The following is an 18,997-nucleotide window of genomic DNA, read 5'->3' as shown; positions in this document are numbered from 1 at the left end:
GGTGGCTATTTTATATCAATGAATGCAATTTGTTAATATCTCGTTAGAATATTTTTTGGTCAATTTTGAGTGTTGGTTGCTTATTTATAAGTGCTTTCATGAATAAAAAGTGTTTTTATAGAAGTAAATCCAATTAAATAATCCTCTTTTATTAACTTGATTGAATTTCCCTGTCGATGTCCGCCGAGAGACATGCATCGTTCATTTTACTTATTGATGCGCTGGGTCGCTCTCAAATCACACATTGCTTATTCATATTTGTCAGGATTTCTTTTTCGATGAAATAGGTTAAAGCTCAATGGCTTAGATTGGGGTCGTCGTCGGGCTTGGTATTTGTGTGGTTGAGAATGGAAATAGAGAATAAGTCGTCAAAAAGCGTAACATAAACTATATCTGTTACTTGAATATTGGTTACACTGAGTGTAGTTAATAAAAATGGAATAATAATGGCAAAAAACATCACAGATGATCCGCATTTTAAGCGTGAATCTTCAAAATATGAAAATCCTATACCCAGTCGGGAGTTTATTCTCGATTTTTTAAAGCAGCACACAGGCCCTGCGCGTTTCCCGGAGATTATGGAAGGTCTCGGTCTAGTTGAAGAAAATGACCTTGTTGCATTGAGTCGACGGTTAAAGGCGATGGAGCGAGATGGCCAGGTTCTTCGAAATCGAAAAGGTGCTTATGCGCCAATCGATAAGTTGGATCTTACGAAAGGAAAAATTTTAGCCCATAAGGATGGGTTTGGCTTTTTTACCCCCGATTCAGGAGGTGATGACTGGTTTGTCTCGCCACGCGAAATGCGCAAAGTCTTTCATGGTGAGCGGGTTGTGTGCCGCTCTAAAGGCTATGATAGCCGTGGTCGAGTTGAAGCTAAAATCGTCGAAATACTAGAGTCGGAAGATCCTATTCAAATTGTTGGGCGCTATTTTGAAGAGAGCGGCGTGAGTTTTGTAAAGCCCAACGATCAACGATTTGCGCAAGATATTTTAATTCAACCTGGCATGTCCGCCGGTGCCGAGCAAGGGCAGGTGGTTGTTGCGCGAATTACCACTCGACCTTCAGATAAATCTCAGCCAGTTGGAGCTGTTGTTCAGGTGCTTGGTGAGTATTTGGCGCCTGGAATGGAAATTGAAGTCGCAATCCATAATTATGGTATTCGTCGCGATTGGCCAGACGATGTACTCAATGAAATACAACATCTCTCTCCCGAAGTTGCGGAAAAGGACAAACGAAACCGAGTTGATTTAAGGCATTTGCCGTTAGTTACCATCGATGGAGAAGATGCCCGCGATTTTGATGATGCGGTGTATTGCGAGTGGAAAGACAGTGGCGGATGGCGACTTTGGGTAGCGATTGCTGATGTTTCCCATTATGTGCAAACGGGGAGTGCCCTGGATAATGAAGGTAAACAGCGAGGTAACTCCGTTTATTTTCCAGAATATGTCGTTCCGATGTTGCCCGAACAAATATCGAATGGATTATGTTCGCTCAATCCTCACGTTGACCGTTTGTGTATGGTTTGCGAGGCCACAATCAGTGAAAAAGGAAAGTTGAGTGGCTACAAATTTTATCCGGCAGTAATGCACTCCAAAGCTCGGTTAACCTATAATAAAGTGTGGTCGATATTAAATGGTGATGAATCTCTCCGAGCCGAATACGCAGAATTAGTTCCACACTTAGAGGAGCTTTACGATCTCTATAAAGTACGAGCGAAAGAACGACAGAAACGCGGAGCAATAGAGTTTGAAACAACAGAAACTCAAATAGTGTTTAATGAAGATAGAAAAATTGATCGTGTGGTACCGGTAGTTAGAAACGATGCGCATCGTATTATTGAAGAATGTATGATTTGCGCGAATATTGCGGCTGCTCGTTATTTCTTGAAGCATAAAACGCCGGGAATGTTCCGTGTACATGAAGGGCCAACAGAGAAAAAACTTGAAGATCTTCGCTCGTATTTATCGGAAATGGGAATTTTTCTTTTTGGTGGCGATTCTCCGGAACCTAAAGATTACTCTGAGGTTTTAAAAGCGGCGTCTGAGAGACCCGATGCTGAGCAGATTCAAGTGATGTTACTTAGGTCAATGAATCAAGCGGTGTACACTCCCGATAATGAAGGTCATTTTGGTTTAGCATTTAATGCTTACACTCACTTTACCTCCCCGATACGGAGATATCCTGACTTAATTGTTCACCGGCTAATTAAAAATCACCTTAAAAAATCGGATAAAAAACTATCTTATTCTGGTGCCGAATCTTATAGCCATGAAGCTTTGGTGCAAGCCGGAGAGACGTGTTCTGCAACGGAGCGTAATGCAGACATGGCAACCAGAGAAGTGGTTGACTGGCTGAAGTGTGAGTTTATGTCGAGCCATATCGGTCATCAGTACGACGGTGAGGTTGTCGCAATAACCAGTTTTGGAATGTTTGTCAGAATTCCTGAGTTTCATATTGATGGGTTAGTGCACATTTCTTCGCTTGGGCAAGATTACTTTCATTATCAGGCCGGTAAACAACGGTTAGTTGGTGAGGCTTCGGGTGTCAGTTATCGTTTGGGCGACTCTGTTCGAATAGAAGTCTCTAGTGTTGATTTAGAGGATCGAAAAATAGACTTTGAACTAATATCTTCGAAGCAGTCTAAAAAAGTGAAGCCGTTAAGTGAGAGAGAGAAGCTCTACGCTCGAGCCAAACAAAAGGTGAGCGGAAAGGGTAAAGACTCTAAAGGAAAAAGTGGAAAAGGAAAAAAAGACGGCTCTTACAAGAAAGATAGCAATAATAAAAAAGGCAGAAAGAAAACAAATAATAAAAAGTCTGATAAAGCCAAACCATCAAGGTCTAAAACGAAGAAAAGCACTTCAAAGAAAAAGAAACAGTAAATAAATTTTTTTAGTTAAAAATAAAGAAAAATCGAATTGTAAGTTTAGGAAGCCTGAAAAAGTATGTCTGATAACATTGTATATGGAATTCACTCTGTCGAACTATTATTAAAGAAGAGTGTTGACCAAATAAAAAAATTATATGTTCAAGCGAATCGTCAAGATGGGAAGACATTAAAGTTAATTAGTTTGGCATCAAAACACCGTATTCCTGTGGTTCGGTGGGATAAGCAAAAACTGGATAAGATGACCGATGAAAATCATCAAGGAATTATTGCTGAAATTGCTAATACAGGCGCAATGGTCCAGTCTGAAAACGACCTTTATGATTTGGTAGAAAATAAAGCGGGTCCTGTATTATTGCTAATTCTAGATGCAGTTACTGATCCTCATAACTTGGGGGCTTGTATGCGAACCGCTGATGCAGCAGGTGTTGATGCTGTTGTTGTTCCTAAAGACAAATCGGTTGGTTTAAATGCGACTGTGAGAAAAGTAGCTTGCGGTGCAGCGGAAACGGTTCCTTTTTATGCAGTCACTAACCTCGTTCGTGCAATTAAGTCGTTACAAGATTTGGGAGTTTGGATAATTGGAACTGCAGGTGAAGCTGAACAAAATATCTATCAGTCAAAGTTTAAAGGCTCCATGGCTTTGGTAATGGGAGCTGAGGGTAAAGGATTGCGTCGCCTGACAAGAGAACATTGTGATGAGCTGGTTAAAATTCCCATGTTTGGCAAAGTATCAAGTTTAAATGTTTCTGTGGCAACCGGAGTTTGTCTTTTTGAAATGGTAAGACAACTCGAACAATCATAGATTAAGTGATCGATAATAAAAGTAAATGATAACTCAGAGGGAGTGCTTTGATGAATGGTTTGCTCAAGATTCTTGTGATTTTTGCATTTATGATTCAATCGCTAACCGTATTTTCGGCAAGCGATACAAATAAAAGCATTCCTACAGAGTTAAAGCCTTGGGTGCCCTGGGTTAATAAGCACTTAGATTTTATTGATTGCCCGATGTTTAACGGAGGGCAAGTTCTTAGCGAATCTGATCGAGCTTGTATTTGGCCGGCGACTTTAGAGTTTAAAGTCAGTCGTACGCGGGCGGAGATTGAGCAAAACTGGAGAGTATACAAAGACAGTTGGATTCCATTACCGGGAGACCAGCAGACATGGCCTGTTATGGTCATGGCCAATGGTAAGCGAGTTTTGGTTCAAAAGCGTAATGGTCATCCTTATGTGTTCTTGAAAGAAGGTGCGGCTAAAATTCAGGGGTATTATAAGTGGGATCAGCAACCAGAAAAATTTTATATACCAGAAGTTGTCGGTAACCTGGACTTAACGGTTAATGGCACTAAAGTACATTCGCCAAATTATGAAAAAAATTATGTCTTGCTGGGACAAGGTTTTTCATCGGGAAATAATATTGCATTAAAGTCAGAAAATACTTTGCAGGTTAAGGTGTTTCGATTAGTTAAAGATGACCATCCTATCTTTTTGACGACTCGGTTAAACTTGGATATATCGGGAACAATTCGTGAAATAAACTTAGGGCCGGTTTTAATTGATGAATTTCAGCCCATCGGAATTGATTCCGGCTTACCAGCCTTTTTAAATGAAAAGCGTGAACTGATCATTCAAGCTAAGCCAGGCAGCTGGGTTTTAAAACTTCATGCTTATGCCTTACCACATGTGACTTCTCTCACAACGCCTAATAACACGAAATCTGTATGGCCTGAGCAAGAAGTCTGGGCTTTTAAAAATAATCCAGAAATTCGAGTAGCAACATTAATTGACTTGCCCGTTATTGACGCCGAGTCAGCTGACTTACCTTTTGAGTGGAGAGAGTATCCTAGTTTTCTGTATGAAAAAGGAGAAAAAGCCACAATTGAAGAAAAAGTTCGCGGTGTTCCCGAAGATACGAATAATCAAATGACACTTAACCGAAATGTATGGTTAAGCTTTAATGGTCAAATGTGGATTTTTGATGATCATATTTCTGGCCGAATGAGAAAAGATTGGCGACTGGAAATGGAAGAGCCATACCTACTCGAGCATGCACAAGAAAATGAAGAGTCTTTATTAATTACGACGGCAAATAATAATAAAACCGGTATTGAGGTAAGAAACCCTAATTTGAATATTTCTGCAATGGGAATAATTGAACCTATCAATTCGATGTTAGTAACTGGCTGGAGTGATCGTTTCGACTCAGTCAACTGGCGAATTAATTTGCCGCCGGCTCATCGACTTATCGCTGCTCAAGGCTCAGAGTCGAGCAGTAGCTGGATTGAGCAATGGACACTTTGGAATATTTTTTGGGTGTTACTGATTTCTGTTATTGCTTATCGATTTACTACACTAAAAATGGCGGCTGTGACATTGGTAACGCTTGTTTTAATTTTCCACGAAACAGGAGCTCCTATTGCTAGTTTTTCAAGTTTATTGATTGCGTTTGTTTTGCACCGTGCTGCTTTATTAGCTAATGGGTGGCTTCCAAAGTTAACACGGTCGGCACTAGTTTTATCGGGATTAGTCTTTGCGGTTTCTTTTGGACTGTTTTTTGTTCATCAAGTAAAAATTATTCTTCATCCTCAGTTGGAAAAAACATCGCCATTAAAAAGTAATTCGTCGCGCATTTATTCTTTATCGGGACCAGCGGATAATGCAATGATGATGTCTGAACCAGCTATGGAAACTCAGATGTTTGAGAAGGAAAAAATGCAAGATCAACGAGTTGCAGTCAAAGGAAGTCGCATAAAGCCGTCTCTTGAACGCTATCAAAAGAATACCGTCATTCAAATGGGAAGTGGAAAGCCGGCTTGGGAATGGCAAAAATATAATCTGTCGTGGAACTCCCCTGTGAGTCAGGAGCAAGAAGTTCAACTATGGATTGCTTCTCCCTGGCTCATGGTGTTGTGGCGAGTTGCGGCTATTTTGGGATTGCTTGCGGTTGTATTGATGGCTGTCTCATTAAGTATAAAGAAAAAATTATCCATGCAATATGTAAAACAGTTGCTTGGAGCAGTAGTTATTGTTTGCTGTGTTCCAATAACTTCGCCTGAGGCACAAGCTGAAGTGCCCAGTGAGAAAGTATTAACGGAATTGAAGCAATGGCTCCATCAACCTCCTGAATGTTTTCCTGAGTGTGTCACTATTTCTGGAATGCGCATAATCAGTAGTGAAAAAAATGGAATTGAAAACCTTTCATTAGAGTTGCAGGTTGATGCGTTTGATGAAACCGTCTTCCCAATTCCTCAATCGGAACATTGGACGGTGCAATCGGTATTGATTGATGGTCGTGCTCAAAACTGGATGGTTTTTAAAAATGGCTACCGTTGGATTAAGATAAATAAAGGGCGATTTAAAGTTGAGTTGCGGGGTGTTTTAAGTGGCGCGACTCAATTTAATTTGGCTTTTCCATTAGTACCACATAATGTTCAAAATTTATCGGATGTTTGGGAGCTTGAAGGTCTTATCAATAACAATTTGAAGTCTAACGAAATAGGTTTTAGCAAGAGGGCTTCTGCATTAGCGCGCTCTGTTGAAGATACAGAGTCTACAAACGCCAATCAGGTTGAGCGAGCCTTGTCGATTGAGCCTATGGTTAAAGTAGAACGAGAAATTCAGTTAGGTTCCGATTGGCGTATGGTAACTCGTGTTAGTCGGATTGCTCCGTTGAAAGGTGATTTAAATTTAAGTATTCCACTATTGTCTTTTGAGGAAGTAATTTCTTCGGGTGTTATAGTGAAAGATAACCAGGCGAAAATTCTTATTCCATCAGAGAGACACTCGGTTTCATGGCGTTCAACATTAAAGCCAGAATCTCCCATCAAGCTAAAAGCGTCAGAGATAAATTCTTTTGTTGAAGAGTGGATCATTCAATTTTCACATCAGTGGCGAGTGTCTGTGTCGGGTAATGTGCCAGAAGTGTGGCCAAAACAAATAGATAATGTTAACTGGGCATTTCGGTATTTGCCATTGAAGGGAGAAGCGCTTGATATTGATATTAGTAAACCTGAACCTGTAAAAGGTAATGTGCAATCTTTTGATGAAGTGGTGATATCGGTATCTCCAGGCGATTATCAACGCAATGTCGAAATGAAAGCTAAGTATCGTTCCAGTCGTGGCGGACAAAGTGTTATTAATGTTGGTAATGGTGAACAATTGAATGCGATTGTTGATGGCAGAAAGGAATACCTGCAAATTCAGGATGGACTAATCAATTACACCATGAGTCCTGGAGAACATCAGTTAGATTTTAACTGGCGAGAAACGAAAGAGTTAGGATTTAAAACTGTTTTACCTCAGGTCGATTTAAACGCGCCGATGAGTAACATTAGTGTTAAATGGACAGTCCCTCGTGATCGTTGGGTCATTTGGACGCAAGGACCGGTAATTGGACCGGCAATTATTTATTGGGGAGAATTACTGGCCTTTCTTCTTTTGGCTGCGATTGTGTGGCGAACGCAGATGTTTCCCATTCCTGCTAGTAGTTGGTTAATTCTGGGATTGGGGCTCAGTACCCAAAGCTGGGGATTATTGGTGATGATCACTGTGTGGTTTATTGTATTGGCGGTAAATAATAAATACCGAATGCAATACAAACCTTGGTTGCACAACATAATTCAGATCGCTTTAGTCGGGTTTTCGGTGATTACTTTAATGGCTCTGATTGCAAGTGTTCCTGTATCGTTGCTGAGTCGACCTGATATGGGAATTGCTGGAAATTTATCGAATGGCAATTTGTTGATGTGGTATGACGATTTGTCCAGTCAACAAACTCCCGAAATATCGGTTTATTCATTGCCTTTGTGGGTTTACAAATTATTCATGCTGGCTTGGGCGCTGTGGTTGGCTTTTGCCATTGTAAAATGGGCGCGCTGGGGTTGGACGACAATGAGTCGTGGTGAATTTTGGAAGCCGATCCCACGTAAACGCAAAAATGAGTCAACGGATAAGAGCTCGAGTGGAGACTCGATATCAAGCAAGCCGTCAGAGTCCGATACTGAAAATACGCTGAAATCTGAACCTGACGAATCAAAATAATAGGAAGTTATAGCCATTTATCTATGATTGTGAGTAGGGCGGAAATTGTCGTCCTACTTCAGATTGTTTGTTGGAGTTATCGTTGATAATGAACTTTTACTAAGTCCTTGATGTAGTGAAGGATTTTCAGACAACAAGCTATTTACTTCGTGTTCATCACTGGTAAAGAAGAGACAGATACCTCTCAGAGCGGAGGTTTGACGTAGAAGTCTGGAGCGTTCAATTGATATTTGATTCTCTGTATGAAGAATAACAAAGGTTGTGTTTTCGGGATATGCTTCAGTGAGGTGTTGAGCAATGGCAAATTCGTCGCTGTCGGATATCAAATAATTCGCGTTTCGAATATCCGACAATATTTTCCAACAGTGTCTCGCCTGACAAATTTCTTTAACCGTTGGAATTGATTGCGACAGAACGGTTAAAGCGAGATCGCCGGTATGAATCACTTCGACGCGAAACAATGCTTCATTAAAAGAGATGACGTAGCTCAAAACTTGCCTCCACTCACTCCATTATAGTATCAATCCCCTGCTCGAATAGTTCTTTCATTAGGATTTATTTGAAAAATAGCCAGTTATTTGTCCAAAATTGGCTCTCAGGAAGGAATCTGCGTTGCGATTTGCTCGATGGGTGCGTATAATTCGCGCTCGTTTTGCCGGGTCAATGGGCTTTGGCAGAAGTTCAACAATTTGGTTTACTCCTTGTCATTACCCTGGTCCGCCCGGTCCTGCGGAATGGCTGGAATCCAAAAGGAGAGATGAATGAATCACTACGAAATCGTATTCATGGTGCATCCTGATCAAAGTGATCAAGTTCCTGCCATGATCGAAAAATACACCAATATCGTTAAAGAAGCTGAAGGCACGGTCCATCGTTTAGAAGACTGGGGTCGTCGTCAACTTGCTTACGCTATCGAAAATGTCCACAAAGCGCATTACGTTCTAATGAACGTTGAGTGTGATTTCTCTGCGATTGAAGAAATCGAAAACATTTTCCGTTTCAATGATGCTGTTCTACGTCACTTAACCATTCGTCGCAAAGATGCAATTACTGAAGGTTCTCCTTTAGCGAAAGACGACAGTGACAAATCGTCTGCATCAAAAGAAAAAGCTAGCTCTTCTGACTCTGATTCTGAATCAGAGAAAAAAGAAGAAGCGACAGCTGAATAATTAGGAGGAGTAGAAAATGTCTCGTTTTTTCCGTCGTCGTAAGTTCTGCCGTTTCACTGCAGAAAACGTTACTGAGATCGATTACAAAGATCTGGCAACGCTAAAAAGCTACATCACTGAAACTGGTAAAATTGTTCCTAGCCGTATCACAGGAACAAGTTCTAAATATCAGCGTCAGTTAGCTCGAGCTGTAAAACGTGCTCGTTTCTTGGCTTTGTTGCCGTATAGCGACTCACATAAGTAAGTCATTGTTGTCAGATTAAAGAGAGGAAAGACTGATGGAAGTCATTCTGTTGGAAAAAATCCGCAACCTGGGCAATTTAGGTGACAAAGTTACTGTTGCAGCAGGTTATGGCCGTAACTTCTTAATGCCACATGGCAAAGCAGTAGCGGCAACGAAAGAAAATATTGCTGAATTTGAAGCTCGCCGAGCTGAGCTTGAGAAGCAAGCGGCTGAAATATTGGCTGCTGCAGAAGCACGCGCTGAAAAACTTAACGGTTTAACGTTAACCATTCCAGCGAATGCCGGTGATGAAGGCAAATTATTCGGTTCTATTGGAACCAAAGACATCGCTGATGCTGCGACAGCTCAAGGTGTTGAGCTAGAGAAAGCAGAAGTTCGTATGCCTCACGGTGCGATTCGTAACACCGGCGAGTACGAGTACGAAGTTCAGTTGCACAGTGATGTTGTCGCAACTATTAAAGTGAACGTTGTAGCTGAAGAAGCTTAATTTACGTCGCTTTTAGATTGTATGTCGAAAAAGGCTGCCAGTTTGGCGGCCTTTTTTGTTTTCTGTACTCTCAAAAATAAATAATTGTCTTGGGTGAACTTAAAATATGGCTTTTTTCGAGAGCCAAATCCGATACAATAACTTGGGTAAAAGCTTAACATTTGGAAGAAACCGTAACCTATGGCTGAACGAGATCCCGCAACCTCTAAATTGAAAATGCCACCTCATTCTATTGAAGCAGAACAGTCTGTCTTGGGTGGTTTGATGTTGGATAATGATGCTTGGGAGAAGATTAGCGACAAGCTTGTCGCTGACGACTTTTACACCAAGCAGCATCGTTCCATTTTTAGGGCGATTTACTATCTGGCAGAGAATACTCAGCCAATGGATGTTATCACTTTGCATGAATTCCTTGAGAGAGAAGGCGAAGCGGATAATGTTGGAGGGTTAGCGTATCTTGGGGAGCTGGCAAAAAATACGCCCAGCGCTTCTAATATTGAAGCTTATGCCGCTATTGTTCGCGAAAGGGCTGTATTGAGAGAGCTAATTTCCGTTTCTAATGAAATTGCCGATAGCGCTTATTATCCAGAAGGAAGAAAGACCGATGAGCTCCTAGATGCTGCTGAGTCGAAAGTTTTTAAAATCGCAGAAAAACGTGAAAGTAATGATGCAGGATTAAAAATTGCTTCGACCTTTTTACAAGATACACTCGACAGAATTCAAAGTGCTGTCGATTCTAAAGGTGGAATTACCGGACTGTCGACGGGCTTTTCTGATCTCGATAAGAAAACTAATGGATTGCAAGAGACTGATTTGCTGATTGTTGCAGGGCGACCTGCAATGGGTAAAACAACCTTTGCCATGAATATTGCTGAACATGCCTCTATTCACAGTGGAAAGCCTGTGTTGGTGTTTAGTATGGAGATGCCTGCGAATCAGCTTTTGATGCGTTCTTTTGCTTCGATTGGTGGTGTTGATGCTACTCGTTTACGTACCGGTCATCTCGAAGACAGAGATTGGGATAATTTAATGGTGGCGACGAATATTTTGAAAAATAACTGCAAAATGTTTATCGATGATTCACCTGGCTTATCACCTTCTGATGTTCGTTCTCGTTCACGTCGGGTAGCTCGAGAGCATGGTGATATCGGATTGATAGTTGTCGATTATTTGCAGCTTATGCAAGTGCCAGGTTTATCCGATAATCGGACGTTAGAGATTTCGGAAATATCACGGTCGTTGAAAGCATTAGCTAAAGAATTAAAAGTCCCAGTAATAGCGCTTTCCCAGTTAAATCGGTCATTGGAACAGCGGTCTGATCGGCGTCCGGTAATGTCAGACTTACGTGAGTCAGGGGCGATCGAACAAGATGCGGACATTATCATGTTTGTTTATCGCGACGAGGTTTATAACAAAGACTCTGAGGATAACAAAGGTAAAGCCGAAGTCATTATTGGTAAGCAGCGGAATGGTCCTATTGGAACGGTTCATTTGGCATTCCAGGGGCATTACAATCGTTTCGCTAACTTAGCGCACGAATACGACGATCAATTCTAATGCGCCCGACTCAAGCGATAATCAGTCTTAATGCTCTTGGGCATAATTTGTCGATGATTCGGCAAATGGCTCCTAAGTCTAAAATTATGGCGGTCGTTAAAGCCGACGGATATGGGCATGGTATTGTTAAAGTCGCGAAGCAGTTAACAGAAGCCGATAGCTTCGCGGTTGCTTGTCTTGAAGAGGCAATTCAATTGCGAGAAGGCGAAATTACGCAACCTATTGTTTTGCTCGAGGGAATCTTTGAGGCATCTGAATTAGAACTGGTAGAGCGATATAATCTTGAAATGGTTATTCACAGCCAACGTCAATTAGTCTGGCTTGAAGACTCTGCTTCCCAATACGCTCACTCAGTATGGTTAAAGTTAGATTCAGATATGAATCGTTTGGGTTTCACACCCGAAGAGTATTCGGCGGCTTACAAGCACCTGAGTGATATGAAAAATGTCGCAAACATTAGGCTAATGACTCATTTTGCCTGTGCAGATGATGTAACCAGTGATAAGACCAATGATCAGCTCAAACTTTTCCATCAATTAAACAAAGGTATTAAGGGTGAACGGACCGCAGCCAATTCTGCTGGCGTGTTGGCCTGGCCGGAAAGCCATTTTGACTGGGTTCGACCAGGAATTATGCTTTATGGTTGTTCGCCGTTAAGCGGGCAGGCTGGAGCCCACCATCAATTGATACCTGCAATGAATTTAGAATCACAATTAATCGCAACGAAAAAGATAGAAAAAGGACATACAGCAGGATATGGCGCGCAGTGGACGGCAGATGAAGACACCATGTTAGGGATTGTTGCGATTGGCTACGGAGATGGCTATCCGAGACATGCTGAAAATGGTACTCCGGTTTGGATTAATGGCCGAATTGTACCTTTGGCAGGACGCGTATCAATGGATATGATTGCGGTTGATTTGGGAGCTGATGCGACCGAAAAGCCCGGTGAGCGGGTGGTTTTATGGGGAAAAGAGCTTCCTGTTGAAATCGTTGCACGTCATTCCGACACGATTCCCTATACGTTACTTTGTGGAGTTACTTCGCGGGCTAAATTTCGCTGGAGTGATGAATCATGAATCAGGTTATTTATGTGGAGACCTCCGGTCAAGGAATGATAGAAATCACTCAGCGAGTGAAAACCGTGATTCAACAATCTGGGATAAAAGACGGACTATGTACCGTCTTTATCTGCCATACTTCTTGTAGTTTAGTCATTCAGGAAAATGCCGATCCTTCGGCGCAAAGAGATTTGGAAAGTTGGTTGAATCGGCTGGTGCCTGAAAATGATCCTCTCTACACGCATACTTTTGAAGGGGCTGATGATATGCCGGCGCACATCAAGTCAGCGCTTACTGCCACTTCACTGTCCATTCCTGCAATCAATGGTGAGTTAGTGTTAGGTACTTGGCAGGGGCTGTTTCTTTGGGAACATCGACATCAGTCGCAGCGTAGAAAAATCGTGGTAAACGTATCTGGATAGAGCGCTAAATCCCCCCTGAAGGTCTATTATTGGAAGAGGTTCGATTAAATGGTTTGTCGAACTTTTTCGGGGTTGTCCGATAGATTTACAAGGCTCACTCTCGATGATGCGTATCGGTTTATTTTTTCTGACCAATTTGGCGATTGTTTTTGTCGCTAGTATTACTCTCAGCTTATTGGGCGTGGAATCTTATTTTCAGCGTAATGGCATCAATCTTGATTTACTGTCCCTGCTACTATTTTGTTTTGTGTTTGGAATGTCGGGAGCATTGCTTTCACTCTGTTTATCGAAATGGACCGCAAAACGAATAACCGGTGCAAAAGTGATTCAACAACCAGCAAATAGGGCTGAACAATTGCTTTGTCAAATGGTGGCGCAAACTGCGAGAAAAGCAGGTATAGCGACGCCTGAAATAGCAATTATCCCCGTTCAGCAGGCTAATGCATTTGCAACGGGAAGGAGTCGGAATAGTGCACTGATTGGCGTGAGTGAAGGAGTGCTTAACCGATTCAATCAAGATGAAATTAGAGCCATTGTTGCGCATGAAATTGGACATATCGTTAATGGTGACATGGTAACGCTGGCGTTGCTTCAAGGGGTGTTGAATACTTTTGTTATGTTTATGGCACGACTTATTGGGCATTATGTTGATCGAATGGTTTTTAAATCTGAGCAAGGCCATGGCGTTGGTTTTTATTTTGTTACTTTTATTTCCGAAATTATTTTAGGAGTATTAGCGGCAGCAATCGTAGCTTGGTTTAGTCGGCGGAGAGAATTTCGTGCCGATGTTGTTGGTGCTCGTTTAGGTAGTTATAACGGAATGATTTCTGCGCTTGCGCGATTGAGAGTTGAATCGAAACTTCCTAATCAACTACCCGACAAAGTTATAGTATTTGGTATTACGTCTGGCAGTTCAAAATTAGCTGCTCTTTTCGCATCACATCCTTCTTTAGATGAGCGAATTAATTATTTAGAGCAATTACAAAATCGATAAGCTTATAGAAAATATTGCGAACCTTTTCATTAAAGTGAGTTAAAAATCTCAGATAAATATTTAAAGCTATGTCAAAGTTTTACAAAAAGTTATAAAAAATCTCATTGCTGTATAGATTGAGTATTTAATTGCCCTGCCGCTATTCGTATTAGAAAAAATTCGTTAAATTTGTTTCCTTTCTCGCACAACCAACGAGATTAAGTATTTAAGCCAATCAATGTTGTATGGCTTCCAAAGATAAAAACGAGAAACTTGGGAGTACTATCTATGACGAACCACCGTTCCTTAACGCGTAAATTCGGGGTTAAAGCAACAGCGTTAGCAATTGCTGCCGCGCTTACAGTTCCTGTCTTTTCTGCAGAAGACGAAAATGAAGATGAAAAAGCAGAAGTAAAAGTTGTTGTTGTTGGATCACGTGCCGCACCACGTTCGGTTGGTGAGTCGGCCGTTCCTGTTGACATTATTTCTGGAGATGAATTTGAAAGTCAGGGAATTACCGATATGAACTCAATGTTGAGTGTTTCGGTTCCTTCTTACAATGTTAATGCACAGCCAATCAGTGATGCTGCAACGCTAGTTCGACCAGCAAACTTAAGAGGCTTATCGCCTGACAGTACATTAATTTTAGTTAACGGTAAGCGCCGTCATCGTGCTTCTGTTATTGCATTCTTGGGCGGTGGTATTTCTGACGGTTCTCAAGGACCCGATATTTCTGTAATTCCAAGCGTGGCATTAAAACAAATTGAAGTGTTACGTGATGGTGCTGCTGCACAATACGGTTCAGATGCTGTTGCTGGTGTTATGAACTTTGTATTAAATGATTCGTCCTCAGGCGGATATTTTGAAGCGCAAACTGGTCAATTTTACGAAGGTGATGGTACGTCACTTCAGTTGTCAGGTAATGTTGGTATGGAGCTAACAGAGCGTGGATTTTTGAATTTAAGTATGGAGTATAAGCAGGCCGATCCTACTGATCGTTCTGTTCAACGTGATGATGCTGCCGATTTGATTTCCTGGGGCAATGACAATGTTGCTGACCCGGCGCAGATTTGGGGATCTCCAGAAGTTAAAGACGATTTAAAATTCTTTTTTAACAGTGGTATCGATCTTGATAACCAACGTTCTTTGTATTTCTTTGGTAACTGGGCAGAGCGAGAAATTGAAGGTGGTTTCTTTTTCCGTAATCCACACACTCGTCCTGGTGTTTTCTCTAATGATGATGGCGATACATTATTAGTTGGTGATCCAAACAATGCAGATAATACCGCGTGTCCATTCACATCAATTGACATCATTACCGATATCAATGGTAATCAGTTTCCCGATCCTACTCAGCTAGCTGCAATCGAAGCTGATCCTAACTGTTTTACACACTATTCTCGTTTTCCTGGTGGTTTTACGCCTCGCTTTGGTGGAACAGTGAGTGATCAATCTCTTGCCATTGGATACAAAGGCGAGACGGATTCTGGCATGACTTACGATGTCAGTTATACCTATGGTAAAAACGAAGCTGAATTTGCGATCAAAAATACGGTGAACGCTGCATTAGGTGAAGATACGCCCACTGCTTTTGCACCCGGCGCTTATACGCAAGAAGAAACAGGATTGTTTGCAGGTATTACTTATCCAATTAATAACGGTGTAATCGCAGCAGGTTTCGAGAGTCGAAATTCTGAATTTACGATCACTGCAGGTAACCCAGAGTCTTATGAGTTTAATCCAAACTTAGCTGAGCAAGGTTTTGGTATTGGCTCTAATGGTTTTCCTGGATTTAAAGATACGGATGCCGGCTCTTGGGATCGTGGAAATATTGCGGTTTATGTTGACGGTGAATTTGATCTTTCTCCAGACTTTTTATTGACTGCTGCTGTTCGTCATGAAGATTACGATGACTTTGGTACGACTACGAATTTCAAATTATCGGCTCGTTGGCAAACGACGGATAACGTTGCTTTTCGTGCAGCAGGAAGTACAGGCTTTCGTGCTCCAACGGTTGGCCAATCGCGTGTTCGTAATGTAACAACAGCTTTTGAGAATGGTGAGTTGCAAGATCAGGCTACATTGCCACCAACGGATCCTGGTTCAATTTTGAAAGGTGCTGAGCCTCTTGAGGCAGAAGAAGCAGTAAACTTCTCGATTGGTTCTGTAATCGAGTTTGATGATTTATTCATTACCATCGATTACTACAACATCAAAATGGAAGACCGTATTACTCTAAGCTCAACTCAGGCGCTTTCTGATGCAGATAGAGCTTTCTTGGAATCGATAGACTACGAGGGAGCGTCGAGCTTAAGCAGTTTACGTTTCTTCACCAATGATTTTGATACCACCACTCAAGGCATTGATTTAGTGGCAAACTATTCAATGGAAATGTGGGGTGGGGAAACTGACTTTGGACTTGTTTATAACTGGACAGACACTCAAGTTGATGAGTTTAATCCTGATAATATCAGCGAAACTCGTGTTCGGCAGTTAGAGGAAAACTTACCTGATATCCGAGCTACTCTATCAATGAATCACAAACAAGGTGATTGGCGTACGACAGTTCGAGTCAATCATTACTCGGGTTATTACGAAGCACACTTAGATGCGGGTTCATTACCGATTGAAGTGTCTCGTTCGGCTACCGTCGACCTTGAGTTAGGTTACGATGTCACTGATAGCCTAAATCTCGTGTTTGGAGCTCAAAACTTGTTTGATGAATATCCAGATGAAAACCCACATCAAGGGGTTGCTGGGGCTAAATACCCGGTTACTTCTCCCTTTGGATTTAATGGAGGCTTCTATTACCTTCGAGCGGGTTATTCTTTCTAATTCATACGTTAAAGTTAAAAAAGGCCCATTTCGGGCCTTTTTTATTTCTGCAAGGAAAAAGACTTTAAAAATCAGGCGGTTAAAGTAAAAATCTAGATTTTGGTTTAAATTAATCTCAATTCGTAAAATATAGAGCCGATATAGAATACATGTATGTTTTAGCAGGAATTTAAAATTTGAACTAAGCTCAATCTGAGTATTTTCTCTTAGTAATGGCTTGTTCGGCTTAAAGCATGTCTAGAAGTAATAATCTTGGAATCGCTCTATGAATTTGACTGTTTCAGCCCGTATCGCAGGTGGCTTTGGAGTTTTGGTCGTACTGCTTCTACTCACGGCAGGTATAAGTTTCACTAGTGTTCACAGTATTAACGGAAGCTTGCAGCGAGTCGTTGATGAGGCGACTCCTATGTTGAGAACGAGTGGTGAGCTTATCTCGACATTACTCGAAGCACACTCTTTAGTTAATGAGCATCAAAAAGAATTAAATTTTGAAGCATTGAACCCTATAGAGACAAAGTATCAAACCTTAGTTTCGCGATATGTGAATTTAAGGAAAGAAATGTTTGAGCTTGCAGCGTCGCAACCCGATTTATTGGCGCAATTTAAGCAGAATGAGAAGGGAGCAGAAAAATACTTTAATGTCGTTCCTGAAATTTTTGGCACTCATCGAGCTGCATTGCAACTCCAAAAGCAAATTTCAGATCAACGAATGAATTTTGAAGATACTGCTGACGAACTCGATAGTCTGATTTATGACTTGAGTGAAGAAGTTTCTGAGCAAAGCGTTGTTCAAGCAGTTCGAAATATTGGTAATCTTATTCGTGAGGGAACGATTGGTGCGACTGACGCTTTGAACTTAGAAAGTATCGAAACCATCAATATTGTACGAAAGGATTTGAACGCAATTGTTGCTTCGGCAAAAAGTGATTACGACAATTTGGCGGCAACCTCAGCGAGCAACTCCGACTATTACTCCGAAATAGGAAGCGCTTTAAATAAATTTGAAGCTCTTTCAACGGGCAATAATGGTGTTTTAACACTTTATGTTAATCAAATAAACTCTCAGCAAGGCTCTCTTAATCAATTAATTGCAGCCGGAAATACTTTAGACAATACCATTAAAGAATTGCGTAAGTCCGTTAATCAAGTGAAAGCTTTTGCGGATGATACAAAAGAAAGTGCTATTTTTCAGGTTAATAGTAGTCAGTGGCTAATAATTATTTGCGCCGCGGCAGCTATTGTAGCGGCAATATTCATTTCTATTTGGGTTATTGCCAGCATTCGAAAACCATTGAAAGAAGTGGTTGATGTTATTAGCAATGTTGCAGAGGGCGACCTCACTCGAAAAATTAATGTCGACAGAGATGACGAAATTGGTTCAGTTGCAGATAGTGTGAATGACTTAGTAGAGAAGTTACGAGAAATTCTTGGAAATATCGCGAGTAGCTCTGAACAACTTGCTGCCAGTGCTGAGGAAACGGAAGCGATTGCTCGGCAAAGTGATGAATCGATTAGTTCGCAGCGTGAGCAAACCGAATTAGTCGCGACAGCAATGGCAGAAATGACTGCGACTGTTAATGAAGTTGCAAATAGTGCCAACAGCACATTGCAAGAAGTGCAAGGGGCAAATTCGGAAACACAAAATGGTCAGAGTATTGTTCGTCAAAACATTCAAACGATTAATAATCTGGCAGGTGAAATAGAAAGTGCATCGTCGGTGATTAATAAATTAAATGAATACAGCGAGAACATTGGCTCTGTTTTAGACGTTATTCGAGGAATTGCCGATCAAACAAATTTGTTAGCATTAAATGCAGCGATAGAAGCTGCACGAGCTGGAGAGCAAGGCAGAGGATTTGCTGTGGTTGCTGATGAGGTAAGAACGCTTGCAAGTAAAACTCAGGAGTCTACATCTGAAATTCAAGGAATGATTGAGCAGTTACAAACGGGGACCAAAGATGCGGTGAGCGTTATGGAAAAAAGCCAAGATGAAGCAAGAGTGAGTGTTGATCAAACGGCCAAAGCAGGACAAGCTCTCGAATCAATTACTCGAGCTGTCGGTGTTATTAATGACATGAGTACTCACATTGCCAGTTCAGCGGAAGAGCAAAGTGCAGTCACAAATGAAATGCATGAAAATATTACAACCATTTCAAGCTTAGCTGAACAAAACGCACAAGGATCGAGAGAAAGCTTATCAGCAAGTCAGCAGCTGGCCCGTTTGGCGGCGGAATTAAAACAGATGGTCTCCCAGTTCAGGTTATAATTTAACTTATTGAACGGATATATAGGACCCAATAAGAATCGGCTCTGAAGAAGCGAAAA

The 18,997-nt window shown here is 41.4% G+C and carries 13 protein-coding genes; 12 read left to right on the top strand and 1 reads right to left on the bottom strand.

Features of this window, described 5'->3' with window-relative positions:
• Positions 1-446 precede the first annotated feature (446 nt).
• The 3 genes from rnr (at position 447) to FAX86_RS12465 (ending at position 7,924) form a co-directional block, all read left to right on the top strand.
• A complete protein-coding gene (gene rnr / locus FAX86_RS12475) occupies positions 447-2,879 on the top strand; it encodes a ribonuclease R (protein ID WP_144393741.1) in 2,433 nt (810 codons plus the stop codon).
• 63 nt (positions 2,880-2,942) lie between these two features.
• Positions 2,943-3,689, top strand: a complete 747-nt coding sequence (gene rlmB / locus FAX86_RS12470) for a 23S rRNA (guanosine(2251)-2'-O)-methyltransferase RlmB (protein ID WP_144393740.1) — start codon at positions 2,943-2,945, stop codon at positions 3,687-3,689.
• Positions 3,690-3,739: 50 nt separating this feature from the next.
• Positions 3,740-7,924: a hypothetical protein gene (locus FAX86_RS12465; protein ID WP_144393739.1), complete on the top strand. Its 4,185-nt coding sequence runs from the start codon at positions 3,740-3,742 to the stop codon at positions 7,922-7,924.
• 53 nt (positions 7,925-7,977) lie between these two features.
• Here FAX86_RS12465 and FAX86_RS12460 read toward each other — a convergent pair whose 3' ends face one another.
• A complete protein-coding gene (locus FAX86_RS12460) occupies positions 7,978-8,415 on the bottom strand; it encodes a hypothetical protein (protein WP_144393738.1) in 438 nt (145 codons plus the stop codon).
• A gap of 270 nt (positions 8,416-8,685) precedes the next feature.
• On the opposite strand from FAX86_RS12460, the gene rpsF reads away from it, so the two are divergent.
• The 9 genes from rpsF to FAX86_RS12415 all read left to right on the top strand — a co-directional run bounded on the left by rpsF (position 8,686) and on the right by FAX86_RS12415 (position 18,938).
• A complete protein-coding gene (gene rpsF, locus FAX86_RS12455) occupies positions 8,686-9,093 on the top strand; it encodes a 30S ribosomal protein S6 (RefSeq protein ID WP_144393737.1) in 408 nt (135 codons plus the stop codon).
• A gap of 16 nt (positions 9,094-9,109) precedes the next feature.
• Positions 9,110-9,337 (top strand): 30S ribosomal protein S18, encoded by a 228-nt coding sequence (gene rpsR, locus FAX86_RS12450; RefSeq protein WP_144393736.1) that lies wholly within the window; start codon positions 9,110-9,112, stop codon positions 9,335-9,337.
• Between the two features lie 34 nt (positions 9,338-9,371).
• Positions 9,372-9,824, top strand: coding sequence for a 50S ribosomal protein L9 (rplI, locus tag FAX86_RS12445; protein WP_144393735.1), 453 nt, complete (start codon positions 9,372-9,374; stop codon positions 9,822-9,824).
• 180 nt (positions 9,825-10,004) lie between these two features.
• A complete protein-coding gene (dnaB, locus tag FAX86_RS12440) occupies positions 10,005-11,381 on the top strand; it encodes a replicative DNA helicase (protein WP_144393734.1) in 1,377 nt (458 codons plus the stop codon).
• On the top strand, positions 11,381-12,460 hold the full coding sequence (alr, locus tag FAX86_RS12435) for an alanine racemase (RefSeq protein ID WP_144393733.1): 1,080 nt from the start codon (positions 11,381-11,383) through the stop codon (positions 12,458-12,460). The genes dnaB and alr overlap by 1 nt, the downstream gene beginning before the upstream one ends.
• Positions 12,457-12,864, top strand: a complete 408-nt coding sequence (locus FAX86_RS12430; protein ID WP_144393732.1) for a secondary thiamine-phosphate synthase enzyme YjbQ — start codon at positions 12,457-12,459, stop codon at positions 12,862-12,864. Before alr ends, FAX86_RS12430 begins: the two co-directional genes overlap by 4 nt.
• Positions 12,865-12,967: 103 nt before the next feature.
• Complete coding sequence (gene htpX, locus FAX86_RS12425) at positions 12,968-13,858, top strand: protease HtpX (RefSeq protein ID WP_144393731.1); 891 nt, start codon at positions 12,968-12,970, stop codon at positions 13,856-13,858.
• 267 nt (positions 13,859-14,125) lie between these two features.
• Positions 14,126-16,672: a TonB-dependent receptor plug domain-containing protein gene (locus tag FAX86_RS12420; RefSeq protein ID WP_144393730.1), complete on the top strand. Its 2,547-nt coding sequence runs from the start codon at positions 14,126-14,128 to the stop codon at positions 16,670-16,672.
• A 265-nt stretch (positions 16,673-16,937) separates the two neighbouring features.
• Complete coding sequence (locus FAX86_RS12415; protein ID WP_144393729.1) at positions 16,938-18,938, top strand: methyl-accepting chemotaxis protein; 2,001 nt, start codon at positions 16,938-16,940, stop codon at positions 18,936-18,938.
• Positions 18,939-18,997 lie beyond the last annotated feature (59 nt).

It is taken from the genome of Pleionea sediminis, from assembly GCF_007570825.1.
Classification (GTDB): Bacteria; Pseudomonadota; Gammaproteobacteria; order Enterobacterales; family Kangiellaceae; genus Pleionea; species Pleionea sediminis.
Note: the sequence above shows the minus strand (reverse complement) of the source record. Positions and strands in the feature narration are given on the sequence as shown.